At 68.6% G+C, this 26,225-nt stretch carries 24 protein-coding genes and 3 pseudogenes; 12 read left to right on the top strand and 15 right to left on the bottom strand.

Going from position 1 to position 26,225, the window contains the following annotated elements; genetic code table 11:
* Positions 1-91: 91 nt before the first annotated feature.
* The 5 genes from DID99_RS19825 (at position 92) to DID99_RS19845 (ending at position 5,210) form a co-directional block, all read left to right on the top strand.
* Complete coding sequence (locus DID99_RS19825; RefSeq protein ID WP_124667358.1) at positions 92-1,606, top strand: polyamine aminopropyltransferase; 1,515 nt, start codon at positions 92-94, stop codon at positions 1,604-1,606.
* Complete coding sequence (locus DID99_RS19830; protein WP_124667359.1) at positions 1,606-3,225, top strand: NAD(P)/FAD-dependent oxidoreductase; 1,620 nt, start codon at positions 1,606-1,608, stop codon at positions 3,223-3,225. The genes DID99_RS19825 and DID99_RS19830 overlap by 1 nt, the downstream gene beginning before the upstream one ends.
* Positions 3,226-3,372: 147 nt before the next feature.
* Positions 3,373-4,134: an N-acetylmuramoyl-L-alanine amidase gene (locus tag DID99_RS19835; RefSeq protein WP_124667360.1), complete on the top strand. Its 762-nt coding sequence runs from the start codon at positions 3,373-3,375 to the stop codon at positions 4,132-4,134.
* 50 nt (positions 4,135-4,184) lie between these two features.
* Complete coding sequence (locus tag DID99_RS19840) at positions 4,185-4,574, top strand: lysozyme inhibitor LprI family protein (protein ID WP_124522419.1); 390 nt, start codon at positions 4,185-4,187, stop codon at positions 4,572-4,574.
* Between the two features lie 108 nt (positions 4,575-4,682).
* Positions 4,683-5,210: a GNAT family N-acetyltransferase gene (locus DID99_RS19845; protein WP_124667361.1), complete on the top strand. Its 528-nt coding sequence runs from the start codon at positions 4,683-4,685 to the stop codon at positions 5,208-5,210.
* 23 nt (positions 5,211-5,233) lie between these two features.
* Here the strand turns inward: DID99_RS19845 and DID99_RS19850 are convergent, their stop codons facing one another.
* The 3 genes from DID99_RS19850 to DID99_RS19860 form a co-directional block, all read right to left on the bottom strand.
* Positions 5,234-6,580 (bottom strand): glutamine synthetase family protein, encoded by a 1,347-nt coding sequence (locus DID99_RS19850; protein WP_044847930.1) that lies wholly within the window; start codon positions 6,578-6,580, stop codon positions 5,234-5,236.
* A 147-nt stretch (positions 6,581-6,727) separates the two neighbouring features.
* The gene (locus DID99_RS19855) at positions 6,728-7,285 is read right to left on the bottom strand and encodes a helix-turn-helix domain-containing protein (protein WP_044847929.1); all 558 of its coding nucleotides are present in this window, start codon (positions 7,283-7,285) and stop codon (positions 6,728-6,730) included.
* 16 nt (positions 7,286-7,301) lie between these two features.
* Positions 7,302-8,591: an FAD-binding oxidoreductase gene (locus tag DID99_RS19860; RefSeq protein ID WP_124667362.1), complete on the bottom strand. Its 1,290-nt coding sequence runs from the start codon at positions 8,589-8,591 to the stop codon at positions 7,302-7,304.
* A gap of 246 nt (positions 8,592-8,837) precedes the next feature.
* Here DID99_RS19860 and DID99_RS19865 point away from each other — a divergent pair.
* From DID99_RS19865 to DID99_RS19875, 3 genes and pseudogenes are all read left to right on the top strand, one after another.
* A pseudogene (locus DID99_RS19865) lies at positions 8,838-9,062 on the top strand (DUF2945 domain-containing protein); the annotation flags it as partial.
* Positions 9,062-9,618, top strand: a pseudogene (locus tag DID99_RS19870) (DUF488 family protein); the annotation flags it as partial. The pseudogenes DID99_RS19865 and DID99_RS19870, both read left to right, overlap by 1 nt.
* Before the next feature lie 234 nt (positions 9,619-9,852).
* Entirely contained in the window at positions 9,853-10,590 is a 738-nt protein-coding gene (locus DID99_RS19875; RefSeq protein WP_124485404.1) for a sulfite exporter TauE/SafE family protein, read from the top strand.
* A 185-nt stretch (positions 10,591-10,775) separates the two neighbouring features.
* On the opposite strand, the gene DID99_RS19880 is transcribed toward DID99_RS19875, so the two are convergent.
* The 5 genes from DID99_RS19880 to DID99_RS19900 all read right to left on the bottom strand — a co-directional run bounded on the left by DID99_RS19880 (position 10,776) and on the right by DID99_RS19900 (position 15,999).
* Positions 10,776-11,354 carry an NnrU family protein gene (locus DID99_RS19880; RefSeq protein ID WP_044847924.1) on the bottom strand — a complete coding sequence of 193 codons (579 nt, stop codon included), beginning with the start codon at positions 11,352-11,354 and terminating at the stop codon, positions 10,776-10,778.
* A gap of 293 nt (positions 11,355-11,647) precedes the next feature.
* On the bottom strand, positions 11,648-12,181 hold the full coding sequence (locus tag DID99_RS38365) for a TfoX/Sxy family protein (RefSeq protein WP_124667363.1): 534 nt from the start codon (positions 12,179-12,181) through the stop codon (positions 11,648-11,650).
* Positions 12,178-13,287, bottom strand: coding sequence for a malate/lactate/ureidoglycolate dehydrogenase (locus tag DID99_RS19890; RefSeq protein ID WP_124522431.1), 1,110 nt, complete (start codon positions 13,285-13,287; stop codon positions 12,178-12,180). The genes DID99_RS38365 and DID99_RS19890 overlap by 4 nt, the downstream gene beginning before the upstream one ends.
* A 60-nt stretch (positions 13,288-13,347) precedes the next feature.
* Complete coding sequence (locus tag DID99_RS19895) at positions 13,348-14,802, bottom strand: M20 family metallopeptidase (RefSeq protein WP_059506616.1); 1,455 nt, start codon at positions 14,800-14,802, stop codon at positions 13,348-13,350.
* 126 nt (positions 14,803-14,928) lie between these two features.
* The gene (locus DID99_RS19900) at positions 14,929-15,999 is read right to left on the bottom strand and encodes a nitronate monooxygenase family protein (protein WP_124667364.1); all 1,071 of its coding nucleotides are present in this window, start codon (positions 15,997-15,999) and stop codon (positions 14,929-14,931) included.
* Between the two features lie 429 nt (positions 16,000-16,428).
* Between DID99_RS19900 and adiC the strand changes: the two genes are divergently transcribed.
* Positions 16,429-17,961 (top strand): arginine/agmatine antiporter, encoded by a 1,533-nt coding sequence (adiC, locus tag DID99_RS19905; protein WP_044847919.1) that lies wholly within the window; start codon positions 16,429-16,431, stop codon positions 17,959-17,961.
* A 3-nt stretch (positions 17,962-17,964) separates the two neighbouring features.
* Positions 17,965-20,313, top strand: coding sequence for an Orn/Lys/Arg decarboxylase N-terminal domain-containing protein (locus DID99_RS19910; protein ID WP_124667365.1), 2,349 nt, complete (start codon positions 17,965-17,967; stop codon positions 20,311-20,313).
* Positions 20,314-20,380: 67 nt separating this feature from the next.
* Here the strand turns inward: DID99_RS19910 and DID99_RS19915 are convergent, their stop codons facing one another.
* A complete protein-coding gene (locus DID99_RS19915) occupies positions 20,381-21,124 on the bottom strand; it encodes a hypothetical protein (RefSeq protein ID WP_124667366.1) in 744 nt (247 codons plus the stop codon).
* A gap of 149 nt (positions 21,125-21,273) precedes the next feature.
* Positions 21,274-22,248, bottom strand: a complete 975-nt coding sequence (gene ftrA, locus DID99_RS19920) for a transcriptional regulator FtrA (RefSeq protein WP_124667367.1) — start codon at positions 22,246-22,248, stop codon at positions 21,274-21,276.
* Between the two features lie 111 nt (positions 22,249-22,359).
* Here ftrA and DID99_RS19925 point away from each other — a divergent pair, with 111 nt between their 5' ends.
* Together DID99_RS19925 and DID99_RS19930 are read left to right on the top strand one after the other, a co-directional pair.
* A complete protein-coding gene (locus DID99_RS19925; protein WP_124667368.1) occupies positions 22,360-22,779 on the top strand; it encodes a rhodanese-like domain-containing protein in 420 nt (139 codons plus the stop codon).
* A gap of 90 nt (positions 22,780-22,869) precedes the next feature.
* Positions 22,870-23,196: a superinfection immunity protein gene (locus tag DID99_RS19930; protein WP_124667369.1), complete on the top strand. Its 327-nt coding sequence runs from the start codon at positions 22,870-22,872 to the stop codon at positions 23,194-23,196.
* 18 nt (positions 23,197-23,214) lie between these two features.
* Here the strand turns inward: DID99_RS19930 and DID99_RS19935 are convergent, their stop codons facing one another.
* The 5 genes and pseudogenes from DID99_RS19935 to DID99_RS19955 form a co-directional block, all read right to left on the bottom strand.
* Positions 23,215-24,381, bottom strand: a complete 1,167-nt coding sequence (locus tag DID99_RS19935) for a cytochrome P450 (protein WP_124667370.1) — start codon at positions 24,379-24,381, stop codon at positions 23,215-23,217.
* A 145-nt stretch (positions 24,382-24,526) separates the two neighbouring features.
* Positions 24,527-24,793 (bottom strand): YodC family protein, encoded by a 267-nt coding sequence (locus DID99_RS19940; protein ID WP_044847912.1) that lies wholly within the window; start codon positions 24,791-24,793, stop codon positions 24,527-24,529.
* 23 nt (positions 24,794-24,816) lie between these two features.
* Positions 24,817-25,056 (bottom strand): hypothetical protein, encoded by a 240-nt coding sequence (locus DID99_RS19945; RefSeq protein WP_124667371.1) that lies wholly within the window; start codon positions 25,054-25,056, stop codon positions 24,817-24,819.
* A gap of 71 nt (positions 25,057-25,127) precedes the next feature.
* On the bottom strand, positions 25,128-25,988 hold the full coding sequence (locus tag DID99_RS19950) for an oxaloacetate decarboxylase (protein ID WP_124667372.1): 861 nt from the start codon (positions 25,986-25,988) through the stop codon (positions 25,128-25,130).
* A gap of 112 nt (positions 25,989-26,100) precedes the next feature.
* A pseudogene (locus DID99_RS19955) lies at positions 26,101-26,214 on the bottom strand (GNAT family N-acetyltransferase); the annotation flags it as partial.
* Positions 26,215-26,225 lie beyond the last annotated feature (11 nt).

Consider the following 26,225-nt stretch of genomic DNA (forward strand, 5'->3'; position numbering starts at 1 on the left):
CGCCCCGTCGCAGGCTGGCCCATGGCGGGCCACCCCACGAAAATCCGCGCCAGTATATCCACATTGACGAGCACTGCACAACGGACGCGCCATGCTGCATAAGCGCGCGCTCGTCCTGTCGATCCTCGTGCTCGCGTCGTGCGGGCTCGGCTACGAACTGATCAGCAGCGCGCTGTCGAGCTACCTGCTCGGCGATTCGATCCTGCAGTTCTCGTCGGTGATCGGCTGCTACCTGTTCGCGATGGGGATCGGCTCGTGGCTCGCGAAGTTCGTCGAGGACGACGACGTGCTCGACCGCTTCGTCGACATCGAGCTGCTCGTCGGCCTGCTCGGCGGCGTGTCGGCAGCGCTGCTGTTCGCGGTGTTCGCGTGGCTCGCCGCGCCGTTCCGCGCGGCGCTCTATGCGCTCGTGCTCGCGCTCGGCCTGCTGATCGGGATGGAGATCCCGCTCGTGATGCGCGCGTTCCAGCAGCGCCGCCAGGCGTTCCGCCATACCGTCAGCGAAGTGCTGACCTTCGACTATCTCGGCTCGCTCGCCGTGTCGCTGATCTTCCCGCTCGTGCTCGCGCCGCGTCTCGGCCTGTTGCGCACGAGCTTCCTGTTCGGGCTGCTGAACGCGTTCGTCGCGCTGTGGACCACGCACCTGTTCCGCGCCGAGATCCGCAACGTGCGCGGCAAGCTGATGCGCGCGTCGCTCGTGATCGGGCTGCTCGTCGCCGGCTTCGCGCTGTCGGACCGCATCACGCACTGGGCCGAGCACGGCGTGTACGGCGACGAGACCATCTATTCGGAAACGACGCCGTACCAGCGCATCGTGCTCACGCAGTGGCACGACGACATGCGGCTGTACCTGAACGGCAACCTGCAGTTCTCGTCGCGCGACGAGCATCGCTATCACGAGGCGCTGATCCATCCGACGATCGAGGCGCTGCCGTGGGCGAAGCGCGTGCTCGTGCTCGGCGGCGGCGACGGCCTCGCGGTGCGCGAACTGCTCAAGCACCGCAATCTCGAACGGATCACGCTCGTCGATCTCGATCCCGCGATGACGAAGCTGTTCTCGACTTCGGCGCCGCTCGTGAAGCTGAACCAGGGTTCGCTGAAGGACCCGCGCGTGCAGGTGATCAACGACGATGCGGTGCGCTGGCTCGAATCGAACGCCGACGTGTACGACGCGATCGTCGTCGACTTCCCCGATCCGACCAACTTCGGGCTCGGCCGGCTGTATTCGGTGCCGGTGTTCCGGCTGCTCGCGCGCCACCTGTCCGAGAACGGCTATGCGGTGATCCAGTCGACGTCGCCGTACTTCGCGCCGCACGCGTACTGGACGATCATCGCGACGCTGCACGAAGCCGGGCTCAACACCTGGCCGTACCACTGCTACGTGCCGTCGTTTGGCGACTGGGGGTTCGTGATCGCCGGCAAGCGTCGCGACTTCACCGTGCCGACACGCTATTCGGTGCCGACGCGCTGGCTCGACGCGCAGACGGCCGCCGAGATGTTCCACTTCCCGGCCGACATGCCGGCGCTGCCGATGTCGCCGAACGAACTCAACGACCAGCCGCTCGTGCGCCGCTTCGACGACGACTGGAAGCACGTGCTGCGCTGATGGATCGCCGCACGTTCCTCGTCGCGTCCGCGGCGGCGTCGCTCGCCGCGTGCGGCCGCACCGGCTGGATCGAGACGACGCCGCGCGTCGGCTACCCCGGCATGCGCGAAGGCCATGCGCTGCGCGACCACGCGGCGCTGCCGCCGCCGTCCGGCACGATCGAGACCGACGTCGCGGTCCTCGGCTCGGGCGCGGCCGGGTTGTCGTGCGCGTGGCAGCTCGCGCGCGCGGGGCACACACGCTTCGTCGTGCTCGCCGGTCCCGAATTCGGCGGCAATGCGGCCGGCGGCCGCTTCGGCGAACTCGGCTATCCGAAGGGCGCGCACTACCTGCCGCTGCCGTCGCTCGAATCCGCACATCTGCGCGACATGCTCGCCGATCTCGGCGTGATCGAAGCGGCGCCGTTCTCCGCGCAACCCGCGTACGACGAACGCGCGCTCGTGCACGCACCCGACGAACGGCTGTTCATCGGCGGCCAGTGGCAGGACGGCATCGTGCCGACGGCCGGCCTCGACGCCGATGCGCTCGCGCAGCAAACGCGCTTCTTCGCCTACACCGACAGCCTGCGCTCCGCGCGCGGCGCGGACGGCCGCAAGGTGTTCTGCATCCCGCTCGCGGAATCGTCGCGCGACCCGCTCTGGCGCGCGCTCGACCGGCGCTCGTTCAGGCAGTGGCTGCTCGACGAGGGCTACACCGCGACCGCGCTGCACTGGTACCTGAACTACTGCTGCCGCGACGACTACGGTGCGGGTTGCGAGCACGTGTCCGCGTGGGCCGGCCTGCACTATTTCTCGTCGCGCGGCGGCCACGCGAGCGATGCGGGCGACGGCGCCGTGCTGACCTGGCCCGACGGGCTGCATACGATGGTGACGAAGCTGAGCGACTCGATCACCGCGCGCACCGGCTCGAACACGTGGTCGCGGCGCGGCTTCGCCGTTCGCGCGACCGAGCGCGCGGGCGGCGTCGACGTGCTGTGTGCGCGCATCGACGACGACGGCATGCTGTCGACGTTCATGCTGAAGGCGCGGCGCGTCGTCAGCGCCATGCCGCTGTTCGTCGCGGCTCGCGTGTTTCCGCAGTTGCGCGCGTACGGTTTCGATCCCACGCGCGACCTGCCGCCGCGCGCGCCGTGGCTCGTGTCCAATTTCCTGCTCGACGGGATGCCGGCCGAGGCAGCCGGCGTGCCGCTCGCGTGGGACAACGTCGTCTACGACGGCGCGGGGCTCGGCTATGTCGTGTCGACGCACCAGCTGATCCGGATGTCGCCGCCGACCCGCTCCGTGTTCTCCGCCTATCAGGCGTTGAGTACGCAAACGCCGGACGACACGCGCCGCTGGCTTGCCCAGGCGAAGCCCGATGCCTTGCGCGAACAGGCGGCGATCGACCTGCAGGCCGTCTACGGACGCGAACTGTGGAAGCACGCGACGGCGCTCGAGATCACCGTGCGCGGCCACGCGATGGCGACGCCCGACGTCGGCTTCCTGAGCCGGCCGGGGCTGCTCGCGCTGCGCGAGGCCGACGGCCCCGTCGTGTTCGCGCATGCGGACCTGTCCGGGCTGTCGCTGTTCGAGGAAGCATCGTACTGGGGCATGCTCGCGGCCCGACGCGTGCTCGCCTGAGCGCCGGTTTCCGGCGCGCGAGACGCCGCGCATTCCGTCATTGCGGCGCCGCCGGCAACCGCTATAATCGCGCGACATTCCGACTGCATTGAGCAGGCCGACGGTGCGCGCCAGGCGACGCGCCGCATGCCCTCCTCGACAACAACAATGACAAACCGAACCCTTCGACGCCTTCGTCCGTTCGTGCGCGCCGCCGCGCGCCTGCTCGCATGCGTCCCGCTGCTCGGCGTGCCGCTGGCGCTGCATGCGGCCGATGCGGCAGGTCCGGACGCACAGCCGGCCTCCGGCCGCTACGTCGTCGTCGACACCGGCCATACGCCGGCCCACCCGGGTGCCACCGGCGCAAGCGGCCGCGTCGAATACCGGTACAACCTCGACCTGTCCACCGCCGTCGCGGAGACACTCGCCGCGCACGGCGATCGCGTGCTGCGCACGTCGGCCGACGGCCGCGAGATCGCGCTCGACCAGCGCTCGACGCAGGCGTCGGACGCAAATCTGTTCGTGTCGATCCATCACGATTCGATGCAGCAGCAGTTCATCGACGCGGGCCGGCAGCGCGAATTCCGCGGTTTCGCCGTGTTCGTGTCCGAGCGCAATCCGCACTACGCGGAAAGCCTGCGTTGCGCGAAAGCGATCGCCGAGCGCCTGGTCGCGGCCGGCGAACGGCCGTCGCTGTATCACGCGCAGCCGATCAAGGGCGAGAACCGCCCGCTGATCGATCCGCAACTCGGCATCCACCGCTTCGACGATCTCGTCGTGCTGCGTACCGCGCCTATCCCGGCCGTACTGGTCGAGGCGGGCGTGATCGTCAATCCCGACGAGGAAAAGCGACTCGCGCAGCGCGAGACGATCCAGCGCCTTGCCACCGCGATCGCGGGCGGGATCGACGCATGTACGGCGGCCAGGTAAAGGCGCCGCCGGTCGGTTTCAACGGTTTTCACCCAGTGAGGAGCACCACAATGATGAAGAAGAATCTGCTCGTATCCTGCACGCTGCTCGCGCTTGCCGTGCCGTTCTCCGCGCAGGCGGCCGGCTGCGGCAAACCGCGCAGTGCGTTCGACCAGGTGTACTGCAGCAGCAACGAGTTCTCGCAGGTCGACCGCGAACTGAACGACGAGTACGGCCGCGTGCGCAAGCAACTGAGCGGCGACCAGCAGGCGAAGCTGAAGACCGGCCAGCTCGCGTGGATGAAGCGGCGCGACGACCGCTGCAGCGAAACGCGCGACGACGGCTATCTCGTGAACCTGCAATGCGCGATCGACTTCACGCAATCGCGCCTGTCGTTCCTGCGCGAACGCGAGCGCGAATGCTCGAGCACGGGGTGCGTGACGGCGAAGCTCGGCGAGTAAGGACGGTGCAGGTGCGGCGCGACACCGCACCTGCATGCACGCCCGATTCACGGTGTTGAACGGGGCTGCTTCATCGTTGTATCCCGCAACCGGTCAAACCACGCACGCATGCCATCGAACACGACCACGATCGCCATCCGCGCAGCCACGCCGGCCGATGCCGCAGCCATCGCCGCGATCCACGTCGCATCGTGGCGGGCAACCTACGACGGCATCATGCCGGCGTCGTTCCTTGCAGGTTTGTCGGTCGAACAACGTACCGACTTCTGGCACCACGCGCTCGCGGCAGGCGAAGCGCGCGTCACGGTCGCATTCGACGCAGACGGCGTGACGGGCTGGGTCGCGTACGGCACGACGCGCGACGCCGACAAGGATCGCGCGTGGGGTGAAATCCACGCGATCTATCTGCATCCGCTGCATTGCGGCAAAGGAATCGGCACGGCGCTGGTCCGGCATGCTTGCCGGTCGCTGCACGACGGGGGGCATGCATGGGTGTCGCTCTGGGCAATCGTCGAGAACCGCCGCGCGCGAGCGTTCTACGAACGTGAAGGCTTCGTCGCCGAAAGCGACATCAAGACGTTCGACATCGACGGGACGTCGATCGACGAAGTGCGCTACTGGCGCGCACTTCCATAGTCCGCGCCGGTCGGCGCAGCACGTCAAAGAAACCACCGATACTCGCGCGCCCCGATCTCGTTGCGAAAATCCAGTTCCTCCTGCCGCTTGTTCTCGCAATACACCATCACGAATTCACTGCCGAGCCCGTCGCGCACGGCCGCGTGATCCTGCATCGCCGCGACGGCCGACAGCATCTCCTTCGGGAAATCGATCCCGCTGCCGCGATCGTCGTTGAGCGGCGCGATCGGCTCGATCCGTGCGTCGAGCCCATGCTCCATCCCGGACAGGATCGCCGCGAGCACCAGGTACGGATTCGCGTCCGCACTCGCGAGCCGATGCTCGATGCGCAGATTGCGCGCATCCGATTCCGGAATCCGGATGCACGCGTCGCGATCCTCGAAGCCCCAGCTTGCACGGCTCGCCGCATTCACCATCGAGCCGTAGCGGCGGAACGCATTGTGGTTCGGCGCGAATACCGGCATGCAGTGCGGCAGCAGCGCGAGGCAGCCGGCCACCGCATGCCGCAGCGGCCGCTGCGCGTCCGCGGCGAGCAGGTTGCGGCCCGCGTCGTCATACAGGCTCACGTGCACGTGCATCCCGCTGCCCGGCGCATGCAGGTACGGCTTGCCCATGAAGCTCGCACGATAGCCGTGCTGCAGCGCGACGCCGCGCGTGCTGCGGCAGAACAGCGCCGACCAGTCGGCCGCGCGCAGTGCGTCGTCGGTATGGCCGAAGTTGATCTCGAACTGGCCGGGCCCGAGCTCGGCCGTGATCACCGTCGCGTCGACGCCCTGCTCGCGCGCGGCCTCGACCATCTCGTGCAGCACATCGGAAAACCGCGACAGGCGTTCGATGTGCATGTTCGGCTGGTCGTCGCGGTCGTCGCTCAAGCGGTCGCGCGGATACTGCGGCAGCCCGTCCGCGAGTTGCGCGGCGAACAGGTAGAATTCGAGCTCGAACGCGACGACCGGCCGGATGCCGCGCGCCGCGAACCGCCGCAGCACGCGCGCCAGCACCTCGCGCGGCTCGAACTCGATCGGCGCGTCCGTGCCGTCGGAGCTGATCAGCATCTGCGCGAGCGGCTGCCGCTCCCAGCGCACCGGCTTCAGCGTGCCGGGAATCAGGCGGCGCGGCGCGTCGGGGTCGCCGTCGTTGAAGCAGTAATCGCCGATCTTGTAGAGGCCGCCCTGCGTGCCGAGCAGCACGCAGTTCTGCGGCAGCTTCAGCAGCGAGCCCGACGCGACCTTCTCGAGCGCATCGATCGGATAACGCTTGCCGTAGAAATGGCCCGGCAGGTCGAGACAGATCAGGTCGACATAACGGATCTCGGGATGCGCCTGCCGGAATGCGCGGACTTCATCGACCAGCACGGGAACGACGTCTGCCATGTCTCATCCTTTCCATGTCTTGTATGACGGTGCCGCGGCGCGGCGAACCGGACTCATCGGCATGCGGCACGCCCCATGCCCGATGTCGATCAGTACTGCAAACCAGCGGCACGGCGCGACGATCCGTGGGACCGCCCGCCGGCGAACTCAGGTGAACACCCAGATCACGCGCGCCGGCGCGTCGCCCAGGTTCGCGTAACGAAACCGCTTGTGCGCGGGAAGCTGGAATGCGTCGTTCGGGCCGAGCGTGACGGGCGTGTCGTCGCCGTCGATCCAGATCGTCAGCTCGCCTTCGAGCACGAAGCCGCCCTGCTCGTCGCTGTCGTCGACGGAGCGCTCCCCGCTGCTCGCGCCGGGCGCGAGATGGCTCTCGAGGATCGAGAAGCGCGAGCGCATGTTCGGCGACACGAGGATGTCCGTGATGCCGGCCGCGTAATACACGGTGCGCCGCTCGTCGGGCCGCGTGACCCACGGCACGCTGCGCGGCTTGCTCAGGCTGTAGAAATACGTGGTCGGCACGCCGAGCGCCTCGCCGATCGCGGTGAGATCCGCGACCGTCGGGCGCGACAGCCCGCGCTCGACCTGCGACAGAAAGCCGACCGAGCGGCCGATCCGTTCCGCGAGATCGTTGAGCGTGACCTTGCGATGCTTGCGCAGGTCGCGGATCAGGATCGCCAGACTTTCTATCTCTTCCTGTTCGTTCATGATGAGTTCCGGTACGTCAGACGGTATCGCGCAAACGGTACCAGGCCTTGCCGATCGCTTCCAGCGGCGCGGCGAGGCGGTCGCCGCCGGGAAAGCGCGGGTTGCGGATGCGCTGGTACTGCGCGAGCAGGTGATCGTCGCCGAGCACGGCATCGGCGACCGCGCGCGCACCCGCGAGCGTCGGCAGCACGCCGTGCCCCGAGAAGCCCTGCAGCCATAAACGCTGGCCGCGGCGGCCGATGTCGGGCGTGCGGCGCATGCTGATGTCGATGTGACCGCCCCATACGTAGTCGAGCGGCACGCCGGCCAGTTGCGGGAACACGCGTTCTAGATGCGGGCGCGTCGCGGCCGCGATGTCGGCCGGAATCCCGCCGAGATACGTGCAGCCGCCGCCGAACAGCAGACGGTTGTCGGGGCTCAGGCGGAAGTAGTCGGGCACGAACTGGTTGTCGATCACACAGCTGTTCTGCGGCAGCAGCGAGCGGGCGACGTCCGCCGAAAGCGGCGCGGTCGCGACCTGGTAGGTGCCGACCGGCAGCAACCGGCGCGACAGCTCGGGATCGAGCCGGTCGACGTACGCGTTGCACGCGAGCACCAGCACGTCCGCGCGCACTTCGCCGTGCGCGGTGCGTGCGACGTGACCGCCGGCCGTCTCGCGACAGTCGAGCACGCGGCTTTGCTCGAAGATGCGGCCGCCGGCCCGTTCGATCGTCTGCGCAAGACCGAGCGCGAGCTTCAGCGGATTCAGATGGCCGGCCTCGGGATCGTAGAGCGCGGCGAGATAGCGCGCGCTGCCGATCCATTCGGGCATCTCGTCCTGCCCGATCACGCGCAGCCGGTCGTAGCCCCAGCGCTGCGCGGCTTCGTCGCGGGCCTGTGCGAGCAACGCAACGCGACGCGGCCGCACCGCGGCCCACAGGCTGCCGGGCCGATAGTCGATGTCGAAGCCGTGCCGCGCGGGCAGTTCGCGCACTTCGGCCGCGGCCCAGCGCATGCTGTCCCACAGCATGCGCGCGCCGTCGCGGCCGAGCGAATCCTCGAGCGGCTGCATGTCGCACGACCAGCCGAGCAGCGCCTGTCCGCCATTGCGGCCCGATGCGGCCCACGCGACGCGGCTCGCTTCGAGCACCACCACGCGCTTGCCCGCGAGCGCCAGGCGCAACGCCGTGTGCAGCCCGCTGAAGCCCGCGCCGACGACCAGCACGTCGGCGTCGATGCGTTCGTCCAGTTCGGGACGCCGCGGGATCGGCGCCGGGTAGCTGCCGGCGTAGTAGCTTGCGACGTGACGGTCGGACTGCACGAACATGAGGGCTCCCGTGAAATTTCAGTCGTCCAATTTCATGAAAAATTAGCACGTCAATTTCACGGAGGCAAGCGGGAGGATGGGATCGTCGTCGTTGGGAAAATGAAGGCTCGCAGGGCGCCGGCACGACGCTTGCGTCCGCAGCCCGGCACGCCCCCGCCGCCCGTATCTTTTTCCATGCCCGGCGAGCGCCGATAACGCGTACGGCAACGACCGACGACACCGCACCGATGCAACGAGGCTCCCCGCATGACGACGCCATTCAAGCCGGGCGACCACGTCCGCTGGAATTCCGAAGCCGGTTACGTGACCGGCACGACCATCGCGATCCACACGCAGGATTTCGACTACAAGGGTCATCGCGAACACGCATCGCCCGACGATCCGCAATACGAGATCAGGAGCGACCGCACCGACCACATCGCCGCGCACCGCGGGCACGTGCTCGAACGCGTTGCCGGCAAGGACGATTCGTGGCGCTCCCGTTCTACACGATCGGCCATTCGAACCGCACGCTCGACGCGTTCATCGAGATGCTCGACGCGTCCGACATCGCGCTGCTCGCCGATATCCGGAAGATGACGCGTTCGCGCACGAATCCGCAGTTCAACGAAGCAACGCTTCCCGGCGAGCTGGCCGCGGCCGCCATCGCCTACGAGCACATCGCCGCACTCGGCGGCCTGCGAGGCAAGTCGCTCGGCGTGCCCGACGACGTCAACGACTTCTGGACGAACCGCAGTTTCCATCGCTACGCCGATTACGCGCTGTCGCCCGAGTTTCGAGCGGGCCTCGACAGCTGATCGCGCAAGGGCACCGGCAGCTTTGCACGATCATGCGTTCGGAAGCCATGTCGTGGCGCTGTCATCGGCGCATCGTGTCCGACTACCTGATCGCGCGCGGCGAAACGGTGCTGCACATCATGGGCAAGAACCGCGTGGAGCCCACGCGTCCTACTGCCGGCGCGGTGATCCGGGACGACGGTACGAGCGTCTATCCGGACGTCGAAGGCGATGCGCCAGCGGAAACGCCGACACGCAGCCGAACGCGTGACGCGACACCGATCGGGTGCGTGACGGCGCGGGCGAAACGCGAAATGGCGCGAAAGCGTCATGCCCGACGCAACGCCCCACGTCGATCGCCCGCGCTCCCGCGCCCCCGCAACGCCGCGCGCCGGCCTGCTTTGCGCCGCCGCGATCCTGCATTACCATCGGGCGACCATCGCGCGTACCCCCGCGCCCCCTGCCACCTCTTCGCTTCCGCACCAATGCTAGCCCTCATCATCGTCGCCGGCCTGTGGGCCGGCCTGCAAAACGCCCTCGCGGGCGGCGGCTCGTTCGTCACGCTGCCCGCGCTGATCGTGTCGGGAATGTCGCCGCTCGCGGCGAACATCACGTCGACGGTCGCGCTGTTTCCCGGCCAGGTCACGACGGGCTGGGCCAGCCGGAACATGGTGCGCGGCGCGGGCAAGCTGTCGTTTCGCGCGCTGTTCGCGATCAGCGTGGTCGGCGGCGCGCTCGGCGGCCTGCTGCTGCTGAAAACCCCGTCGTCGATCTTCTCGCACCTCGTGCCGTGGCTCGTGCTGTTCGCGACGGTCGTGTTCGCATGGGGCAGCTTCTTCCGCAAGACCGGCGCCGGCACGCAGCATGTCGGCCCCGTCACGGCCGCGATCTCGCAGTTCCTGATCGCGATCTACGGCGGCTACTTCGGCGGCGGCATCGGCTTCCTGATGATGGCCGCGCTGACGATGGCCGGCCTGTCGCCGCGTCACGCGATGTCGACCAAGAACGCACTCGCGGGCGTGATGAACGCGTCGGCGGTCGTGCTGTTCCTGACCTCGCCGCACCTCCACTGGCAGGCGGCGATCGCGCTCGGCGGCGGCGCGATCGTCGGCGGCCTGCTCGGCGCGTGGGCGCTGCACCGCGTGAACGAACGCGTGCTGCGGATCGCGATCGTCTGCATCGGCGCCGCGCTGACCGTGGGGCTGTTCGTCAAGCCGATCTGACGCGCGCGCCCCGATCGCGCCGACGGCACGCATGCCGTCGGTCGCGACGAACTCGCCATCGATCGGCAGGCGCCCCGTGCGCCGAGCGATGGCGGGCAATGCGCCCGCCTCGATGTCGCGGCGGATTCGCGGGCGCGGCGGGCGGCCTGCGCGCCCCGCTCGTCAATGCTTGCAGGCGCGCGCGTTCAACCGAACGGCCGCACGCCGATCAGCGGGCCGTGCAGGAACCAAGCGAAGACGGCCCATACGACGAGCCCGGCGACGATCGTCACGGCATCGCCCGACAGGCTGCCGGCCGGATAGCGGACGCCGTTGCGGCGATCGCGCGCGCGCCACACGACGAAATCGACCAGCGACCACACGAAGAATGCGCCGAACAGCACGACCGCGTGCAGCGTGCCGTTCGCGAGCAGGTGCGCGATCGCCCATACCATCACGCCGGCCACCATCGGATGGCCGACGAGCGTCTTGATGCGGTTGCGCGGCACGTAGGACGCGGCGATCAGCACGAACGCGATCGCGGTCAGCATGCCGGTGAGATGGCGAACGCCGACGGGTGACACCCACAACAGCGTCCCGCCCTGGCGCGCGATCCCGTAACCCCAGATGATCAGCACGAAGCCGACGATCGACGCGATCGCATAGGGGCCCTTCCAGCGTTTCTCGCCGATCCGCTCGATGGTCGCGGATCGCCAGCCGTCCGCGACGATCCGAATCGAATGCACACCGAGGAAGATCGCTAAACCGAGAATCAGGACGAGCATCGGTTGTCTCCGTCTGGAACGATGAGTGGGGAATCATTCGCGCGGCTTTCGATGCGCCGTTCGCGAGGCCGGCGACACGGCCGGCGCGGGTCGCGCCAGACGCGGACGCGATCCGCGCCGATCATAAACGCCGTAGCCGCCGTTGTGAAGCATGACGCACGCACGGTTCGGCAAGGTTGATGCTTTCGTACATCCCGTGCGGTTGGCAGGAATCTGGCGCATCTCCCCACGCTTCGCGAGTCGCAAACTCAGGACAACGTAAATCGTCGCGCAGCGACGATGGGCGGCCGGCGCTACGGTTGCTTGCGCTTCGCCACGGATTTCGTGGCCCGTTTCGAAACAGGTTTCGGCGCCGCTTTCGCGGAAGGTTTCGCGGACGCTTTCGCAGCCGGCTTCACACTCCGTTTCTCAGCCGGCGTTGACGCCGCTGCCGTCTTCGGCTCCGCAGGCGGCTTCGGCGCCGCCTTCCCCTTCGCCTTGCGCTTCGGCGCCCCCGCCAGCAACGCCGCCCGATACGCGCCGCGGCACCAGTCGAACAGCGCGCCCGCATCCTCCAGCACGTCGGCCGGCGTTTCGTAATAACCCTCGAGCGCAACGGTGCGCGTAGGGCGCTCATACGAGAACGGCCCCATCCCTGCCGCCACGAACGCGGGACGGTTCACGTCGTCGACGCGCAGGAACAGCGACCCGCGCGACATGAAGCCGAACATCACGCCGTCGAGCCGCATCGCGGCGCCGCTGAAGAACCGCGCGACCTCTACCTTGCCGAGCGGCGCGAGCCGGTACGCGATCTCCTCGCCGTGCGCCTTCTCCGATTGCCAGCTCATGCGGGCTCCGTGCAGCGCCGTGTCCACACGTCGAGTTCCGCGTCGTCGAAGCCGACGGCCGCCGCGCTCTCGCGGATCTGCCGCCACGTCGCGCGATCGACCGGAATGCCGTCCACGCCGCGTGCGGCGCGGCTCGCCTCCTCCGGCTCGCCGGGCATCCGCACCGGCGCATCGCCCGCCTGCGGCGACGCCTTCGCCCATTCGACGAACGCATCGGCTTCGCGCTGCGCATCGGCCGCATCGAACGCGTCAGGATCGATCAGCACCGACAGCATCCCGTTGACGATCGCGCTCGTCTTCTGCAGCGTGTCGCCGTAGGTCGTATGCCCGCCGACCAGCGCGCCGCCGAAGATCTCGCACATCGCGGCCAGCGCATACCCCTTGTGCAGCCCGAACGGCAGCAGCGCGCCGAACGGCTGCTCGTGCATGACGGCCGGATCGTCGGTCGGCTGGCCGCGATGATCGATCAGCGACCCGGCCGGCACGCGCTTGCCCTGGTTGTACGCGACCCGCGTCTTGCCGTAAGCGATCGCGCTCGTCGCGAAATCGAGCAGCAGCGGCGGCCGCCCCGCGCGCGGATACGCGGCGCAGAACGGATTCGTGCCGAAGCGCGCATCGGTGCCGTGCAGCGGCGCGACGAGCAAGTCGCCCGGCACGTTGACGAAATGGAACGACACGAGCCCCGAGCGCGCGCACTGCTCGGCCCAGTGCCCGATGCGGCCGAGGTGATGGACGTCGCGCAGCCCGATCGCGCAGATGCCCATGCGTCGCGCGCGCTCGATGCCTTCGACCATCGCCTCGAATGCGATCACCTGGCCGAAGCCGCGTCCGCCGTCGATGGTGAGCACCGCGCCGCCGTCGCGGACGATCGACGCGTGCCCGTTCAACTGCAACTGCCCTTCCCGCCACGACGCGACGTAGTTCGGGATCATCCCGATCCCGTGCGAATCGTGCCCGGCCAGATTCGCGCCGACCAGGTGATCGGCGACGAGCCGCGCCTCGCGCTCGCTGCTGCCGACCCGCTCCCAGAGTGCCGCGACGAACGCGTGCAGCGGTTCGGCGCGCATGCGCAGCGGGTCGGTATCGGGGGTCGGCAGCGCGGTCATCGGCAAGGCTCCGTCAGGTCGGGTTGGATCCGGTCGGGTCGGGACAGACGGCGCGAACGCTCAGCGCGCGGACGCGATCACGTCCGCCACCGCCGCGGTCAGCTTCTTCGCGTACGGCACGTGCAGGAACTCGTTCGGGCCGTGCGCATTCGACTTCGGCCCGAGCACGCCGCACACCATGAACTGCGCGGACGGGAAGCCGGCCTGCAGCACGTTCATCAGCGGGATCGTGCCGCCGAGGCCCATGTACGCGCAGTCCGCGCCGAAGTGGCGGCGCGACGCGGCGTCGAGCGACGACGCGAGCCACGGCGCGAGATCCGGCGCGCTCCAGCCGGTCGCGGCGCCCGCATCCGGCTTGAACGTGACCTTCGCGTTGTACGGCGGATCGAGTTCGAGCAGTTCCTTCAGCTGCTGCACGGCCTGAGCGGCATCGACCAGCGGCGGCAGGCGCAGCGACAGCTTGAACGCGGTGCGCGGACGCAGCACGTTGCCCGCGTCGGCGAGCGCCGGCAGGCCGGCCGCGCCCGTCACCGACAGCGACGGACGCCACGTCGAGTTCAACAGCGCCTCGCGCGGATCGGTGGTGGTCGGCAGCACCGGCTTGCCGTCCGCGCCGCATGCCCACGGCAGCCCCTTCCACACGGCGTCGCCGAGGATCGCGGCGGCCGCGTCGGCCTCGCGCACGCGGCTGTCGGGAATCTCGCAATGGAACACGCCCGGCAGCAGGTTGCCGTTCTTCGCGTCTTCCAGGCGCTCGAACAGCTGGCGCATCACGCGGAAGCTCGACGGCGCGATGCCGCCGAACACGCCCGAGTGAACACCCTCCTCGAGCACCTCGACCTGCAGGTCGCCGGACACCAGCCCGCGCAGCGACGTCGTGAGCCACATCTGGTCGTAGTTGCCGGCGCCCGAATCGAGGCACACGACGAGCGACACCTGGCCGAGCCGGTCGCGCAGCGCATCGACGTACGGCAGCAGGTCGTAGCTGCCCGACTCCTCGCAGGTCTCGATCAGGCCGACGCAGCGCGGGCGTTCGACGCCCTGCTCGTCGAGCGCGCCGAGCGCGGCGAGGCTCGCGTAGATCGCGTAGCCGTCGTCCGCGCCGCCGCGGCCGTACAGCTTGCCGTTCTCGAACTTCGGCGTCCACGGGCCGAGGTCCGCGCGCCAGCCGTCGAATTCGGGCTGCTTGTCGAGGTGGCCGTACAGCAGGATCGTGTCGGTGCTGCCCGAGCGGGTTGCGGGGGTTTCGAAGAAGATCACCGGCGTGCGGCCGGGCAAGCGCACGATCTCGAGCTTCAGGCCTTTCACCGGCTGGCGTTCGGCCCACTGCGCGGCATCGGTGACGACCCGTTCGAGATAGCCGCGCTTCGCCCAGTCGGGGTCGAAGGCGGGGCTCTTCGCGGGAATCGCGATGTAGTCGGTCAGTGCGTGGAGGATTTCATCGTTCCACTTGCGCTCGACGAAGGTAACGAGCTTGTCATGGTCGAGGACGGGGGTAGTGTCGACGGAGGTCATGGTGGGGTGCCTGGATAGGGCTGACGAAAAACCGGATGATACGCCGATGCCCCCGCCCCGGGGCGCTTTCCGTGCCGTATTCGGGGCCCGTTCGGGCCCGTTTCCCGCAGCGCGTCGCGCACCCGCTCAAACGGCCTGCGGGAATGCGTCGCACAACCCCGCCGCGCACGCGATCGCGTCGTCCCACAGCCGCCGGGTCAGCACCCCGGCATCCTCTTCCCGCGCGAGTGCCGCGGCCTCGCCCGACCACAGCAGCGAGAAATCGTCGCGCCCCTGCCGCTCGAACGCGACGCGCAGCGGATCGACTGCCGCCGTCGCGAGCGGGAACGCGGGCGCAAGCGCGCTCATCGGCCCCTGCTCGCGCATGAAGCGCGTCAGCAGGCCGCGTCCGGGGCGGCCCGTGTAGAGGTTGGTCACGCGCGTGCCGTCGTCGCGTGCGGCCCGCAGCGCCGCGCGGTGCTGCGTCGAGCGGCCGGCTTGCGGCGTCAGCAGGTAGCCGGTGCCGATCTGCACCGCGCGTGCGCCGAGCGCGAACGCGGCCGCGATGCCGCGGCCATCGGCGATCGCGCCGGCGGCGATCACCGGCGCGCGCACCGCATCGACGATCTGCGGCAGCAGCGCGAACAGGCCCGGCTGCGCGTGGATGTCGTCGGTCAGGAACATCCCGCGATGCCCGCCCGCCTCGGCGCCCTGCGCGACGATCGCATCGACGCCGCGCGCATCGAGCCAGCGCGCTTCCTCGACGGTCGTCGCGGACGAGACGATCAACGCGCCCGTGCGCCGCACCCGTTCGAGCAGTGCTTCGTCCGGCAAACCGAAATGGAAGCTCACGACGGCCGGGCGCAGTTCCTCGACGACCGCGCACATCGCGTCGTCGAACGGCGCCCGACCGGGGCCGCCCTTCACGGCGGCCGCATCGAGCCCGGCTTCCGCGTAGTAGCCGGCCAGCGCCGCGCGCCAGCGCGCGTCGACCTCGGCATCGGGCGCGGGCGGCGCATGACAGAAGAAGTTGACGTTGAACGGCGCCGGCGTGCGTGCGTGGATCGCCGCGATCTCGTCGCGCAACTGCTGCGGGCCGAGCGCCGCGCATGCGAGCGAGCCGAGCCCGCCCGCCTCGCAGACCGCAATCGTCAGCGGGCTCAGGGAACCGACCATCGGAGCCTGGATCAGCGGCAGGCGGGAAGGCAGCATCGTCATCGGAATCACCGTTCGGTAGACGTAATCAATGGCGCGGGCGAGCGCATTTCGAGCGCTCGATAATAACCGACTAATTCAATCAGGGTTTGACGACTCACTCAGCCCGCAAATTGAATTAACCGGTTCGGCAAAAATCGATTATCCGTTCAACCTGACCCGCATCTCACCTTCACCCCGGAACCACCGTCCGGACGGCCCATACAGGCCATTCGCCCCGGTGCAGCCACCGTCATCCGCACCAAAGCGTTTCACCCTTTTCAATGATCGACATCAATATTCAAGATATTAAATTGTATCGCTTACCCTTATTCAAACCTAATTAAGATATAAGATGCTGTCGTTCAATAAAACGACGATCCATTCCGGAATCGTCGACCGGCGCCGGGCCGCGCCACCTCAACCGCATCACGACCATTCAAGGAGCCTCGCATGTCCGATGCCAGCTCGTCCTCCTCCCGTTCCGCCGCCGCGCCAGCCGCGACCGCCGCGCCGAAAATCGGCGTCATCCCCGCCACGCTGATGGTCGCGGGCAACATGATGGGCTCCGGCGTCTTCATGCTGCCCGCGAACCTCGCCGCCACCGGCGGCATCGCGATCTTCGGCTGGCTGATCACCGTGGTCGGCGCCGTGTCGCTCGCGCTGGTGTTCGCGAAGCTCGCGGCGATCGACCCGGCCGCCGGCGGCCCGTATGCGTATGCGCGCAAGGCCTTCGGCCCGTACATCGGCTACCAGACCAACCTGATCTACTGGCTCGCGAACGTGCTCGGCAACGTCGGCCTCGCGGTCGCCGGCCTCGGCTATCTCACGCACTTCTTCCCGGTCCTGCACGACCCGCTCGTGTTCGCGCTCGCGCAAATCTTCGTGATCTGGCTGTTCACCTACGCGAACATCCTCGGGCCGAACGTGGTCGGCCGCGTGCAGTCGGTCACGACGATCTTCGCGCTCGTGCCGATCCTCGGGATGGCCGTGTTCGGCTGGTTCTGGTTCAGCAAGGACGTGTACTTCGCCGGCTGGAACGTGTCGGGCGCGAGCAGCTTCAGCGCGATCGGCGCGACGCTGAACTTCACGCTGTGGGCGTTCATCGGCGTCGAGAGCGCGTCGGTGTCGGCCGGCGTCGTCGAGAACCCGTCGCGCAACGTGCCGATCGCGACCGTCGGCGGCGTCGTGCTCGCGGCCGTCTGCTACGTGCTCAGCTCGACCGTGATCATGGGAATGATCCCGAACAAGGCGCTGCTCGCGTCGAGCGCGCCGTTCGCGGATGCCGCGCGCCTCGCGCTCGGCGACACCGCCGCGAACGCGGTCGCGATCTGCGCGGCGCTCGGCTGCCTCGGCTCGCTCGCGGGCTGGACGCTGCTGGTCGGCCAGACCGCGAAGGCCGCGGCCGACGACGGCCTGTTCGCCGGCGTGTTCGCCCGCGTCAACTCGAAGAACGTGCCGTCGGCCGGCCTCGCGATCGTCGCGGTCATCATGTCGGTGCAGGTGCTCGCGACGATGTCGCCGAGCGCGAGCGAGCAGTTCGGCAAGATCGCGTCGATCGCCGTGATCATGACGCTGTTGCCGTACATCTACTCGTGCATCGCGATCAAGGTGCTCGGCTACGGCAAGATGCCGTCGCACCAGTTCACCTTCTACACGATCGTCGGCCTGATCGGCGCCGTCTACGCGCTGTGGGCGATGGTCGGCTCCGACGGCCAGCAGACGCGCTGGTCGCTGATCTTCGTAATCGCGACGATCGTGTTCTACGAGCTGTCGATCAACCGCCAGCGCGAAATCGAGGAAACCCATGTCCATCCGGGCGGCCGCTCGCCGCGCTGGGTGCGCTACCTCGCGCTCGGCGTGACCATCGTCGCGCTCGTCGCGGCCTTCTGGATCTCCGTCGGCCAACACGAGGCCGCCCGCCTTCACGCACGCTCGCCGGCCGCCGCAGCAGGCATCCCGGCAACTCAACAAACGGGGGAATGACCCATGACCGCTTCCTTGACCCAACCGGCGTTCCGCCGCCTCGGCATGAAGGCGCTGCTCGTGCAGCACGACATCGACGAACGCACGGCCACCGGACGCGCGGCCACCGCGCTCGTCGAAGAATTGCGCACGCGGCTCGTCGACGTCGTGATCGCGACCTCAGCCGAAGACGCACGCGCGGTGGTCGACGCCGATCCCGCGATCCAGTGCCTGCTGCTCAACTGGGAGCTCGGCAACGATCCCGTGCATGCGCCCGCGCAGGCCGTGCTCGACGCGATGCGTGCGCGCAATGCGACGGTGCCGGTGTTCCTGCTCGCGAGCCGCGCGAGCGCGGCGGCGATTCCCGTCGACGCGATGCGCAAGGCCGACGACTTCATCTGGATGCTGGAGGACACGACCGCGTTCATCGGCGGGCGGATCGTCGCCGCGATCGAACGCTACCGCGAAACCGTGCTGCCGCCGATGTTCCGCGCGCTCGCGCAGTTCTCGCGCGTGTACGAATACTCGTGGCACACGCCGGGCCACACGGGCGGCACCGCGTTCCTGAAATCGCCGGTCGGCCGCGCGTACTTCGAATTCTTCGGCGAAGCGCTGTTCCGCTCGGACCTGTCGATCTCGGTCGGCGAACTCGGCTCGCTGCTCGACCACTCGGGCCCGATCGGCGAAAGCGAACGCTACGCGGCGCGCGTGTTCGGTGCGCACCGCACGTATCACGTGACGAACGGCTCGTCGATGTCGAACCGCGTGATCCTGATGGCGAGCGTCACGCGCAACCAGGTCGCGCTGTGCGATCGCAACTGCCACAAGTCGGCCGAGCATGCGATGACGATGTCGGGCGCGATTCCGACCTACCTGATTCCGTCGCGCAACCATTACGGGATCATTGGGCCGATCATGCCGGAACGGCTCACGGCCGCCGCCGTGCGTCTCGCGATCGACGCGAACCCGCTCGTGCGCGGCCGCGACGGCATCGACCCGACGCCCGTGCATGCGCTGATCACGAACTCGACGTACGACGGCCTCTGCTACAACGTCACGCGCATCGAGGAACTGCTCGGCCAGAGCGTCGACCGGTTGCATTTCGACGAGGCATGGTACGGCTACGCGCGCTTCAACCCGATCTACCGCGATCGCCACGCGATGCACGGCGATCCGTCGCAACACGACGCGAGCAAGCCGACCGTGTTCGCGACACAGTCGACGCACAAGCTGCTCGCCGCGCTGTCGCAGGCGTCGTTCATCCATGTCCGCAACGGCCGCAACCCGATCGAGCACGCGCGCTTCAACGAGGCGTACATGATGCATGCATCGACGTCGCCGAACTACGCGATCATCGCGTCGAACGACGTGAGCGCCGCGATGATGGACGGCCCCGGCGGCGAAGCGCTGACCACCGACGCGATCCGCGAGGCCGTGTCGTTCCGCCGGATGCTCGCGCGGCTGCATGCGGAATGCGAGGAGAACGACGACTGGTTCTTCAACGGCTGGCAGCCGGACACCGTGGTCGATCGCAAGACGGGCCGGCGCGTGCGCTTCCATGAAGCGGACGAAACGCTGCTCGCCACCGATCCGTCATGCTGGGTGCTGCATCCGGGCGAAAAATGGCACGGCTTCGGCGAGATCGAGGACGATTACTGCATGCTCGATCCGATCAAGGTGTCGATCGTCACGCCGGGCGTCGCGCCGCATGGTGGGCTGATGCCGGTCGGCATTCCGGCGTCGGTCGTCACCGCGTACCTGGACCGGCACGGGATCGTCGTCGAGAAGACGACCGACTTCACGATCCTGTTCCTGTTCTCGCTCGGCGTGACGAAGGGCAAGTGGGGCACACTCGTCAACACGCTGCTCGACTTCAAGCGCGACTACGATGCGAACGCGCCGCTCGAGCAGGCGCTCCCGGAACTCGTCGCGCGCTATCCGGACCGCTACGGCACGCTCGGCCTGCGCGATCTGTGCGACCTGATGTTCAGCGCGATGAGCGACCTGAAGACGACCGAGATGATGTCGCGCGGCTTCTCGACGCTGCCGCAGCCCGACTTCAGCCCGGCCGAGGCGTACGAGCATCTCGTGCACAACGACATCGAGATGCTGGAACTCGCCGAGATGGCGGGCCGCACCGTCGCGACGGGCGTGGTGCCCTATCCGCCCGGCATTCCGCTGCTGATGCCCGGCGAGAACGCGGGGCCGGCCGACGGCCCGCTGCTCGGTTACCTGAAGGCGCTCGAGCAGTACGACCTGCGCTTCCCCGGCTTCACGCACGACACGCATGGCGTCGAAGTCGAGGACGGCGTGTACCGGATCGCGTGCATCAAGCAAACCGCGCGCGATACCCGCAATACCAACACGCGCTGAGCATGCGCGCCGCGACGCCGCGCCGGCAGGATGCGGCAGGCGTCGCGACGCGCGATGAACCGGCCGGTCATGCCGGCAACTGATTAACCCACGCGGCAAGCTGCGCTTCGCCTTCTTCGTCGAGCTTGCCCTTCAGTTCCCCGTACCACGGCGCGATCGCGTCGGCCGGCTGCGTGGCCTTCAGGATCTCGAGACTGTTCTCGAGGAACGACGAAAAGAACGGAATGCCGCGCATGTAGAGGAAGGTCGAATCGGTGATCCGCACGTGGCCGTACACGTCGCGCACCCAGGCGAGATGCGGCAGCGCCTCGCGCAGGTGGCCGCCTTGCATCAGCGCCGAAATGAAGTTCACGCGCGCCGCGACGTCGGACTGCTCGTGCGTGTCGTGATTGACCTCGGCGGCCTTCTGCATCCACGCTTCGCCGCGCTCCACTTCGTCGCACATCACCGACGTCGTCGCGAGCTGCACCGCGTTGTGCGCGCTCGGCTCATGGTCGAACAGCGCGAGCCAGTACGGAAACGCTTCCCGGTAACGCTTCATCGCCGAGTATGAAAGCGCGCAGAGGCGCGCCGCATCGGCCAGCCGCTCCGCGTGCGGCGCGGCGGCCGCGATCGCGGCCTCGTGCCGGCCGGCCTGGAATGCCCTCAGCGCGGGCGCGAGTTCCGGCGCGATGTCGGGGCCGCCTTGTTCGTTCGTATCGTCGGATCCTTCCGTTGCTTCCGACGCTCCGCCTGCGTCGTGCGCGGAACGCGCGGGCGCTGCCGCTTCGTCACGCGTTTTCTTTCCGAACAGCTTGCCCAGCAGGCCCATGATGATTGTCCTTGTCGTTGTCGTTGCGAGCGGGAATGGCGGCGCCGCATCTACGGTCGCCGCACGGCGATCGCCATCTTACGCGTGCTCGAAGTCGACAAGAAGCAAACGACGGACTCGTTCCGCCGCGGCGCGGAAAGACGCACCACTCACGCGTCCGTGGACCTCACACCGCGATCCATCCCGCGCCGGTACGCAGCCGGGCTCGTCGCCGCGACGCGCCGGAAATGCCGGCGCAACGACTCCTCGGAACCGAACCCCGCGCGCGCGGCAATCTGCGCGAGCGACAGCCCGGGATGCGCTTCGAGCATGTCCTTCGCGACGTTCACGCGCTCGCGGATCAGCCACGCGAGCGGCGACATCCCGGTTGCATCCGCGAACTGCCGCTGCAGCGTGCGCGTGCTCATCGCGGCCTGCGCGGCCAGCGACGCGAGCGTGTGCGGCTCGGCCGCGTGCGCGCGCATCCAGTCGATCAGCTTAGCGAGCCGGTCGCTGCCGCCCGGCGCGACCGGGCGCGGCACGAACTGCGCCTGGCCGCCGTCGCGATGTGGCGGCAGCACGAGGCGCTGCGCGACGCGGTTCGCGATCGCACCGCCGTGATCGCGGCGCACGAGATGCAGCAGCATGTCGAGCCCCGCCGCCGAGCCGGCCGACGTGACGATCTGCCCTTCGTCGACGTACAGCGCGTCGGGATTCACGCGCAGCGCCGGATAGCGCGCCTGCAGGCGCTCGGCGTAGCGCCAGTGCGTGGTCACGGTGAGCCCGTCGAGCACGCCGGCCGCCGCGAGCACGAACACGCCCGAGCAGATCGAACAGAGCCGCGCGCCGCGGCGATGCGCGGCACGCAGCTTCTTCAGCAGCGGCTCCGGCGGCAGCTCGTCCGGATCGCGCCAGCCGGGAATCACGATGGTGTCCGCGCGATCGAGCATCGCGAGCCGGCACGGCGCGGCGACCGTGATGCCGCCCGCCGCGCGCACGGGCCCGGGCTCGCTCGCGCAGACCGCGAAGCGATACCAGTCGACGCCGAGTTCCGGGCGTTCGAGCGCGAACAGTTCGACCACGCAGCCGAACTCGAAGGTGCAGAGGCGATCGTAGGCGAGCGCGACGACGAGATGATTGTGCATGGCGCGATGTTACCGGAACTTGTCGATCGCGCCACTGCCGCGACGGCCGCCGAACCGCGATACTGCCCTTCATTCCGGCGCATTCCGCGCCGTCCTTCAGGAGCGCCTTTCATGTCATACGTCACCGACGTCCCCGCCGCCGACAGCGCCACCGCCCTCGCGCACTTCGAAGCATCGCTGCGTTTCGAGACCGATTGCTGGGACGTCCACGATGCGCTTGCGTCCGGCGCGCCGGATTTCGTGCTGCTCGACGTCCGGGGTCCGGAGCAGTTCGCCGCCGGCCACGTGCCCGGCGCGCGCAACCTGCCGCACCGCAAGATCGTCGCCGGCAAGCTCGCCGACCATCCGGCCGACACGCTGTTCGTCGTCTACTGCGCGGGCCCGCACTGCAACGGCGCCGCGCGCGCGGCGATCCGGCTCGCGCGCCTCGGCCGCCCGGTGAAGCTGATGATCGGCGGCGTCACGGGCTGGCTCGACGAAGGTTTCGCGTTGAGCAACGAAGTGCAGCCTGAGGGCGTCGCCATGCGCTGATCGTTATTGAAAACGCAACAATCAATTGCCGGCACACGAACGGAAAAAGCGCGACAATCAGCCTCATTGCAGTTCGGACGGAGCAGCAACATGGAACACACAGTCCTGATTCAGGTGGCCGGTTCGGTCGCAGCGATCGCGCTCTATTTTCTTCCGGCCATCGTCGCCGATCGGCGCAGCCGGCACGACAAGCTGATGATCGCGATGTTCAACGCGCTGTTCGCGTGGACGGGCATCGGCTGGCTGATGACGCTGTACTGGGCATGCCAGCCGAACCCGCAGACCGACGTCGCACAAACCATCCTCGCGAAGCGCCGCGGCATCAGCATGCGGACCTTCTCGACCGGTCTCGTCGAACGCGTGCAACGCCGCGTCGCCGCCCAGCAACAATGGGCCGAGAAGCAAGGTTGCCGCTAGGCAGTCCCGCCTTTCCGCTTACCTCGCCGTGCCGAACTTCGGCATCCTGACATTGGTCGAGGCCCGGTAGTCCCACACCAGCCTGTCGCGCGGCGCGTCACCGCCCGCGCGCAACCACGCCCCGAACGCCCCCGCCGTGACCGCCCGCGCGATCCGCTCGCCCGGACAGCCGTGCGGCCCCGTGCCGAACCCGAAGTTCGGCCCCGGCGCGCGGCCCGGCAGCAGTCGGTGCGGCTCGCGATGCACGGCCGGATCGCGGTTCGCCGCCGCAAGCACGACCAGGATGGCCGCACCGGCATCGACGGTCACGCCGTCGATCGTCGTGCGCGACGCGACGAAGCGGCGCGTGTTCTGCACCGGCGCATCGAATCGGCCGACCTCGGCGACGAATGCGTCGAGGGCGGCCGTATCCGGCATCGCGCGTTCGCCGTCCGTGCCATCCCATGCGACCAGCACGTTGCCGAGCCACGCGGCCGTCGCCTCGCACGTCTGCGACAGCAACCCGACGAGGTTCGCGACCAGCGCGCCGCTCGCGTGCCAGCCCGCGGCGCCGGCCGCCTGCTGAACCGCGGCGACGAGTGAACCATCCTGCGCATGCGTGCGCGCGACGCGTTCCGTCATGCGGTCGAGCAGTTGCCGCGCGGCTTCGCTCGCGCGGGCCAGCGCGGCGTCGTCCGACAGCGGCGACAGCGCGGCGACGAAGTCGACGACCAGCGCGGCGACATCGTCGAGTTGCGCGCTGTCGAAGCCGAGCAGATCGGCGACCGCGCAAACGGGCACCGTCAGGCACCACGCGTTCAATGCATCGGCGTCATACGGCGCGCGCAGCCGGCTGCCGGCGAGTTGGGCGGCCCGTTCGCGCAACGCGTTCGCATCGATCGGCGCGAACGCCGCGCGCAGCGCCTGCTTCGGCACGTCGTGCCGCAATGCGCCGTCGTTCATGCGCACCAGTTCGCCGAACAGCGCACCCGCCATCGACCCGCGCAACGCGGGCGGTACCGGCGCATCGAGCGGCCTGACGCGGCACGCCGGGTGGCCGAGCACGGCCGTCACGCTCGCCGCCCGGCTCGCGACCCACAGGCCGAGCGAGGCGTCGAACGCAAGCGGCGGCCCGTCGACGAGCGTCGCGTAATACGGGTAGGGATCGCGGTGCGTGACCGCGGCAATCGGATGGGTCGGGTTCATGCGTGCAGTATCGGCGCGCCGGGCCGCCGCATGTTTCGGGTTGACGTGAAATGTCGTGGATGTCGTCGGCATGCCGGCACGGCGGGCCACGGCGATGCGGCAACCTGCGGCCGGCAAGCGGCGCGGTGCCGCGACGGGCGCGTCGTCAGGCTGCCGACCGGTAGCGGTGCCCCTGCATGCGCACGCGGACGCGCCCGGCGGAAATCGCGCGCGGTTCGGGCACTACCGTTTCGTGATGAAACATTTCCTGCCGGAAGTGGCCGCTGTCGTCGAACCACTGGCAGATCAGCCAGTCGGCATCGTCGAACACGACCGGCCCCGCGTAGGTGACGGTCATGCGCGGCCCGCCGGTTTTCAGCGTCACGACATCGCCGACGCGAACGCCACTGCGGTGATTTTCTCGGATTGTCATCGCTCTCTCGATTTTTTATATATTCATTTTCCGGCGGCCCGCTGGCAGGTCATTCGGATATGCGGGAGATTACCAATCCGATAAATAACCGGCAACTCCCGAATACGAAAAAAACGGCGACCGGAAAATCGCAACAATATGCGGCACCGGTTCGCGTGGCGGGCGGCTGACGCCAGAACCGGCGCGGCTTGCGTGCCGGTTCCGGTCGCACCGCCGGAATACGGAGAATAATCGATGGTTTTCGCGCCGTCATCGAACTTCAAATCGGCAGCAGTTTCGATTGATTACCGTCAATCAGCTTTCGGTTGGAAACGTTCCCACGTTTCACCGGCCCTTATTGTTCGAACTGAACGGGCGAATTGTCCGGCGCCGAAAACCAGCGATTGAGGTCGCGGCCCGGCACCGCCGCCTGCGTGAACGTGAACGTGCCGTCGCGCGCCATTTCCGTCGCAGCGCGCAGGAACGCGCCGAATGCGGCCCGCGCCAGCGCGCCGCCGACGCTGACGCGCTTCACGCCGAGCGCCGCGAGCGCCTCGAGGCTCAGCAACCCGCCCTGCAGCCCCATCACGACGTTGACCGGCGCGCCGACCGCGCGCGTGAGCGCCGCGATCTCGTCGGGATCGGTCACGCCCGGTGCGTACAGCACGTCGGCGCCCGCGTCGCGGTACGCGACCAGCCGCGCGATCGTGTCGGCGAGGTCGTGGCGGCCGTGCAGGTAGTTTTCGCAACGCGCGGTCAGCGTGAACGGAAACGGCAGCGCGCGCGCCGCGTCGACCGCCGCCGCGATGCGCTCGACCGCCGCGTCGTACGGATAGATCGGTGCATCGGCGCGGCCGGTCGCATCCTCGATCGAGCCGCCCACCGCGCCGGCGCCGGCCGCCAGGCGGATCGTCTCGGCGACCGTGTCGGGCGCGTCGCCGAAGCCGTTCTCGAGATCGGCGCTGACCGGCAGGCCGCCCGCCGCGACGATCTCCGAGATGTGGGCGAGCATTTCGTCACGGCCGATCGCGTTGTCGGGCCGCCCTCTCGAAAACGCGAAACCGGCGCTCGTGGTGGCGAGCGATTCGAAGCCGGCCATCGCGAGCAGCCGGGCGGACCCGGCATCCCACGGGTTCGGGATGATGAAGGCGCCGGGGCGCGTGTGCAGCGCGCGGAAGGTTTCGGCCTGGCGGAACTGCACGTTGGAATCGGACATTGACGTCTCCTCGGAATGGAGACGTCAGCATACGCGCGCGCGGTACCGCGACGGTTCAGGTCGCGATGAAATATCGATGCGGATGTCAGGGCCCGGCGCGCGGCGCGGTGTGCGGCCGGAAGTCGGCCGGGCCGGCCCGGCTTTCGTTGAACCGGACGAGCGGCGCCGCGATCTGCTTGCGGACGTTCACGTCGCCGACGTCGGTCACGTCGTAGGTGAACGTCATCGGTTACGTCG

This window comes from Burkholderia sp. Bp8986 (genome assembly GCF_003854225.1).
Taxonomy (GTDB): Bacteria; Pseudomonadota; Gammaproteobacteria; order Burkholderiales; family Burkholderiaceae; genus Burkholderia.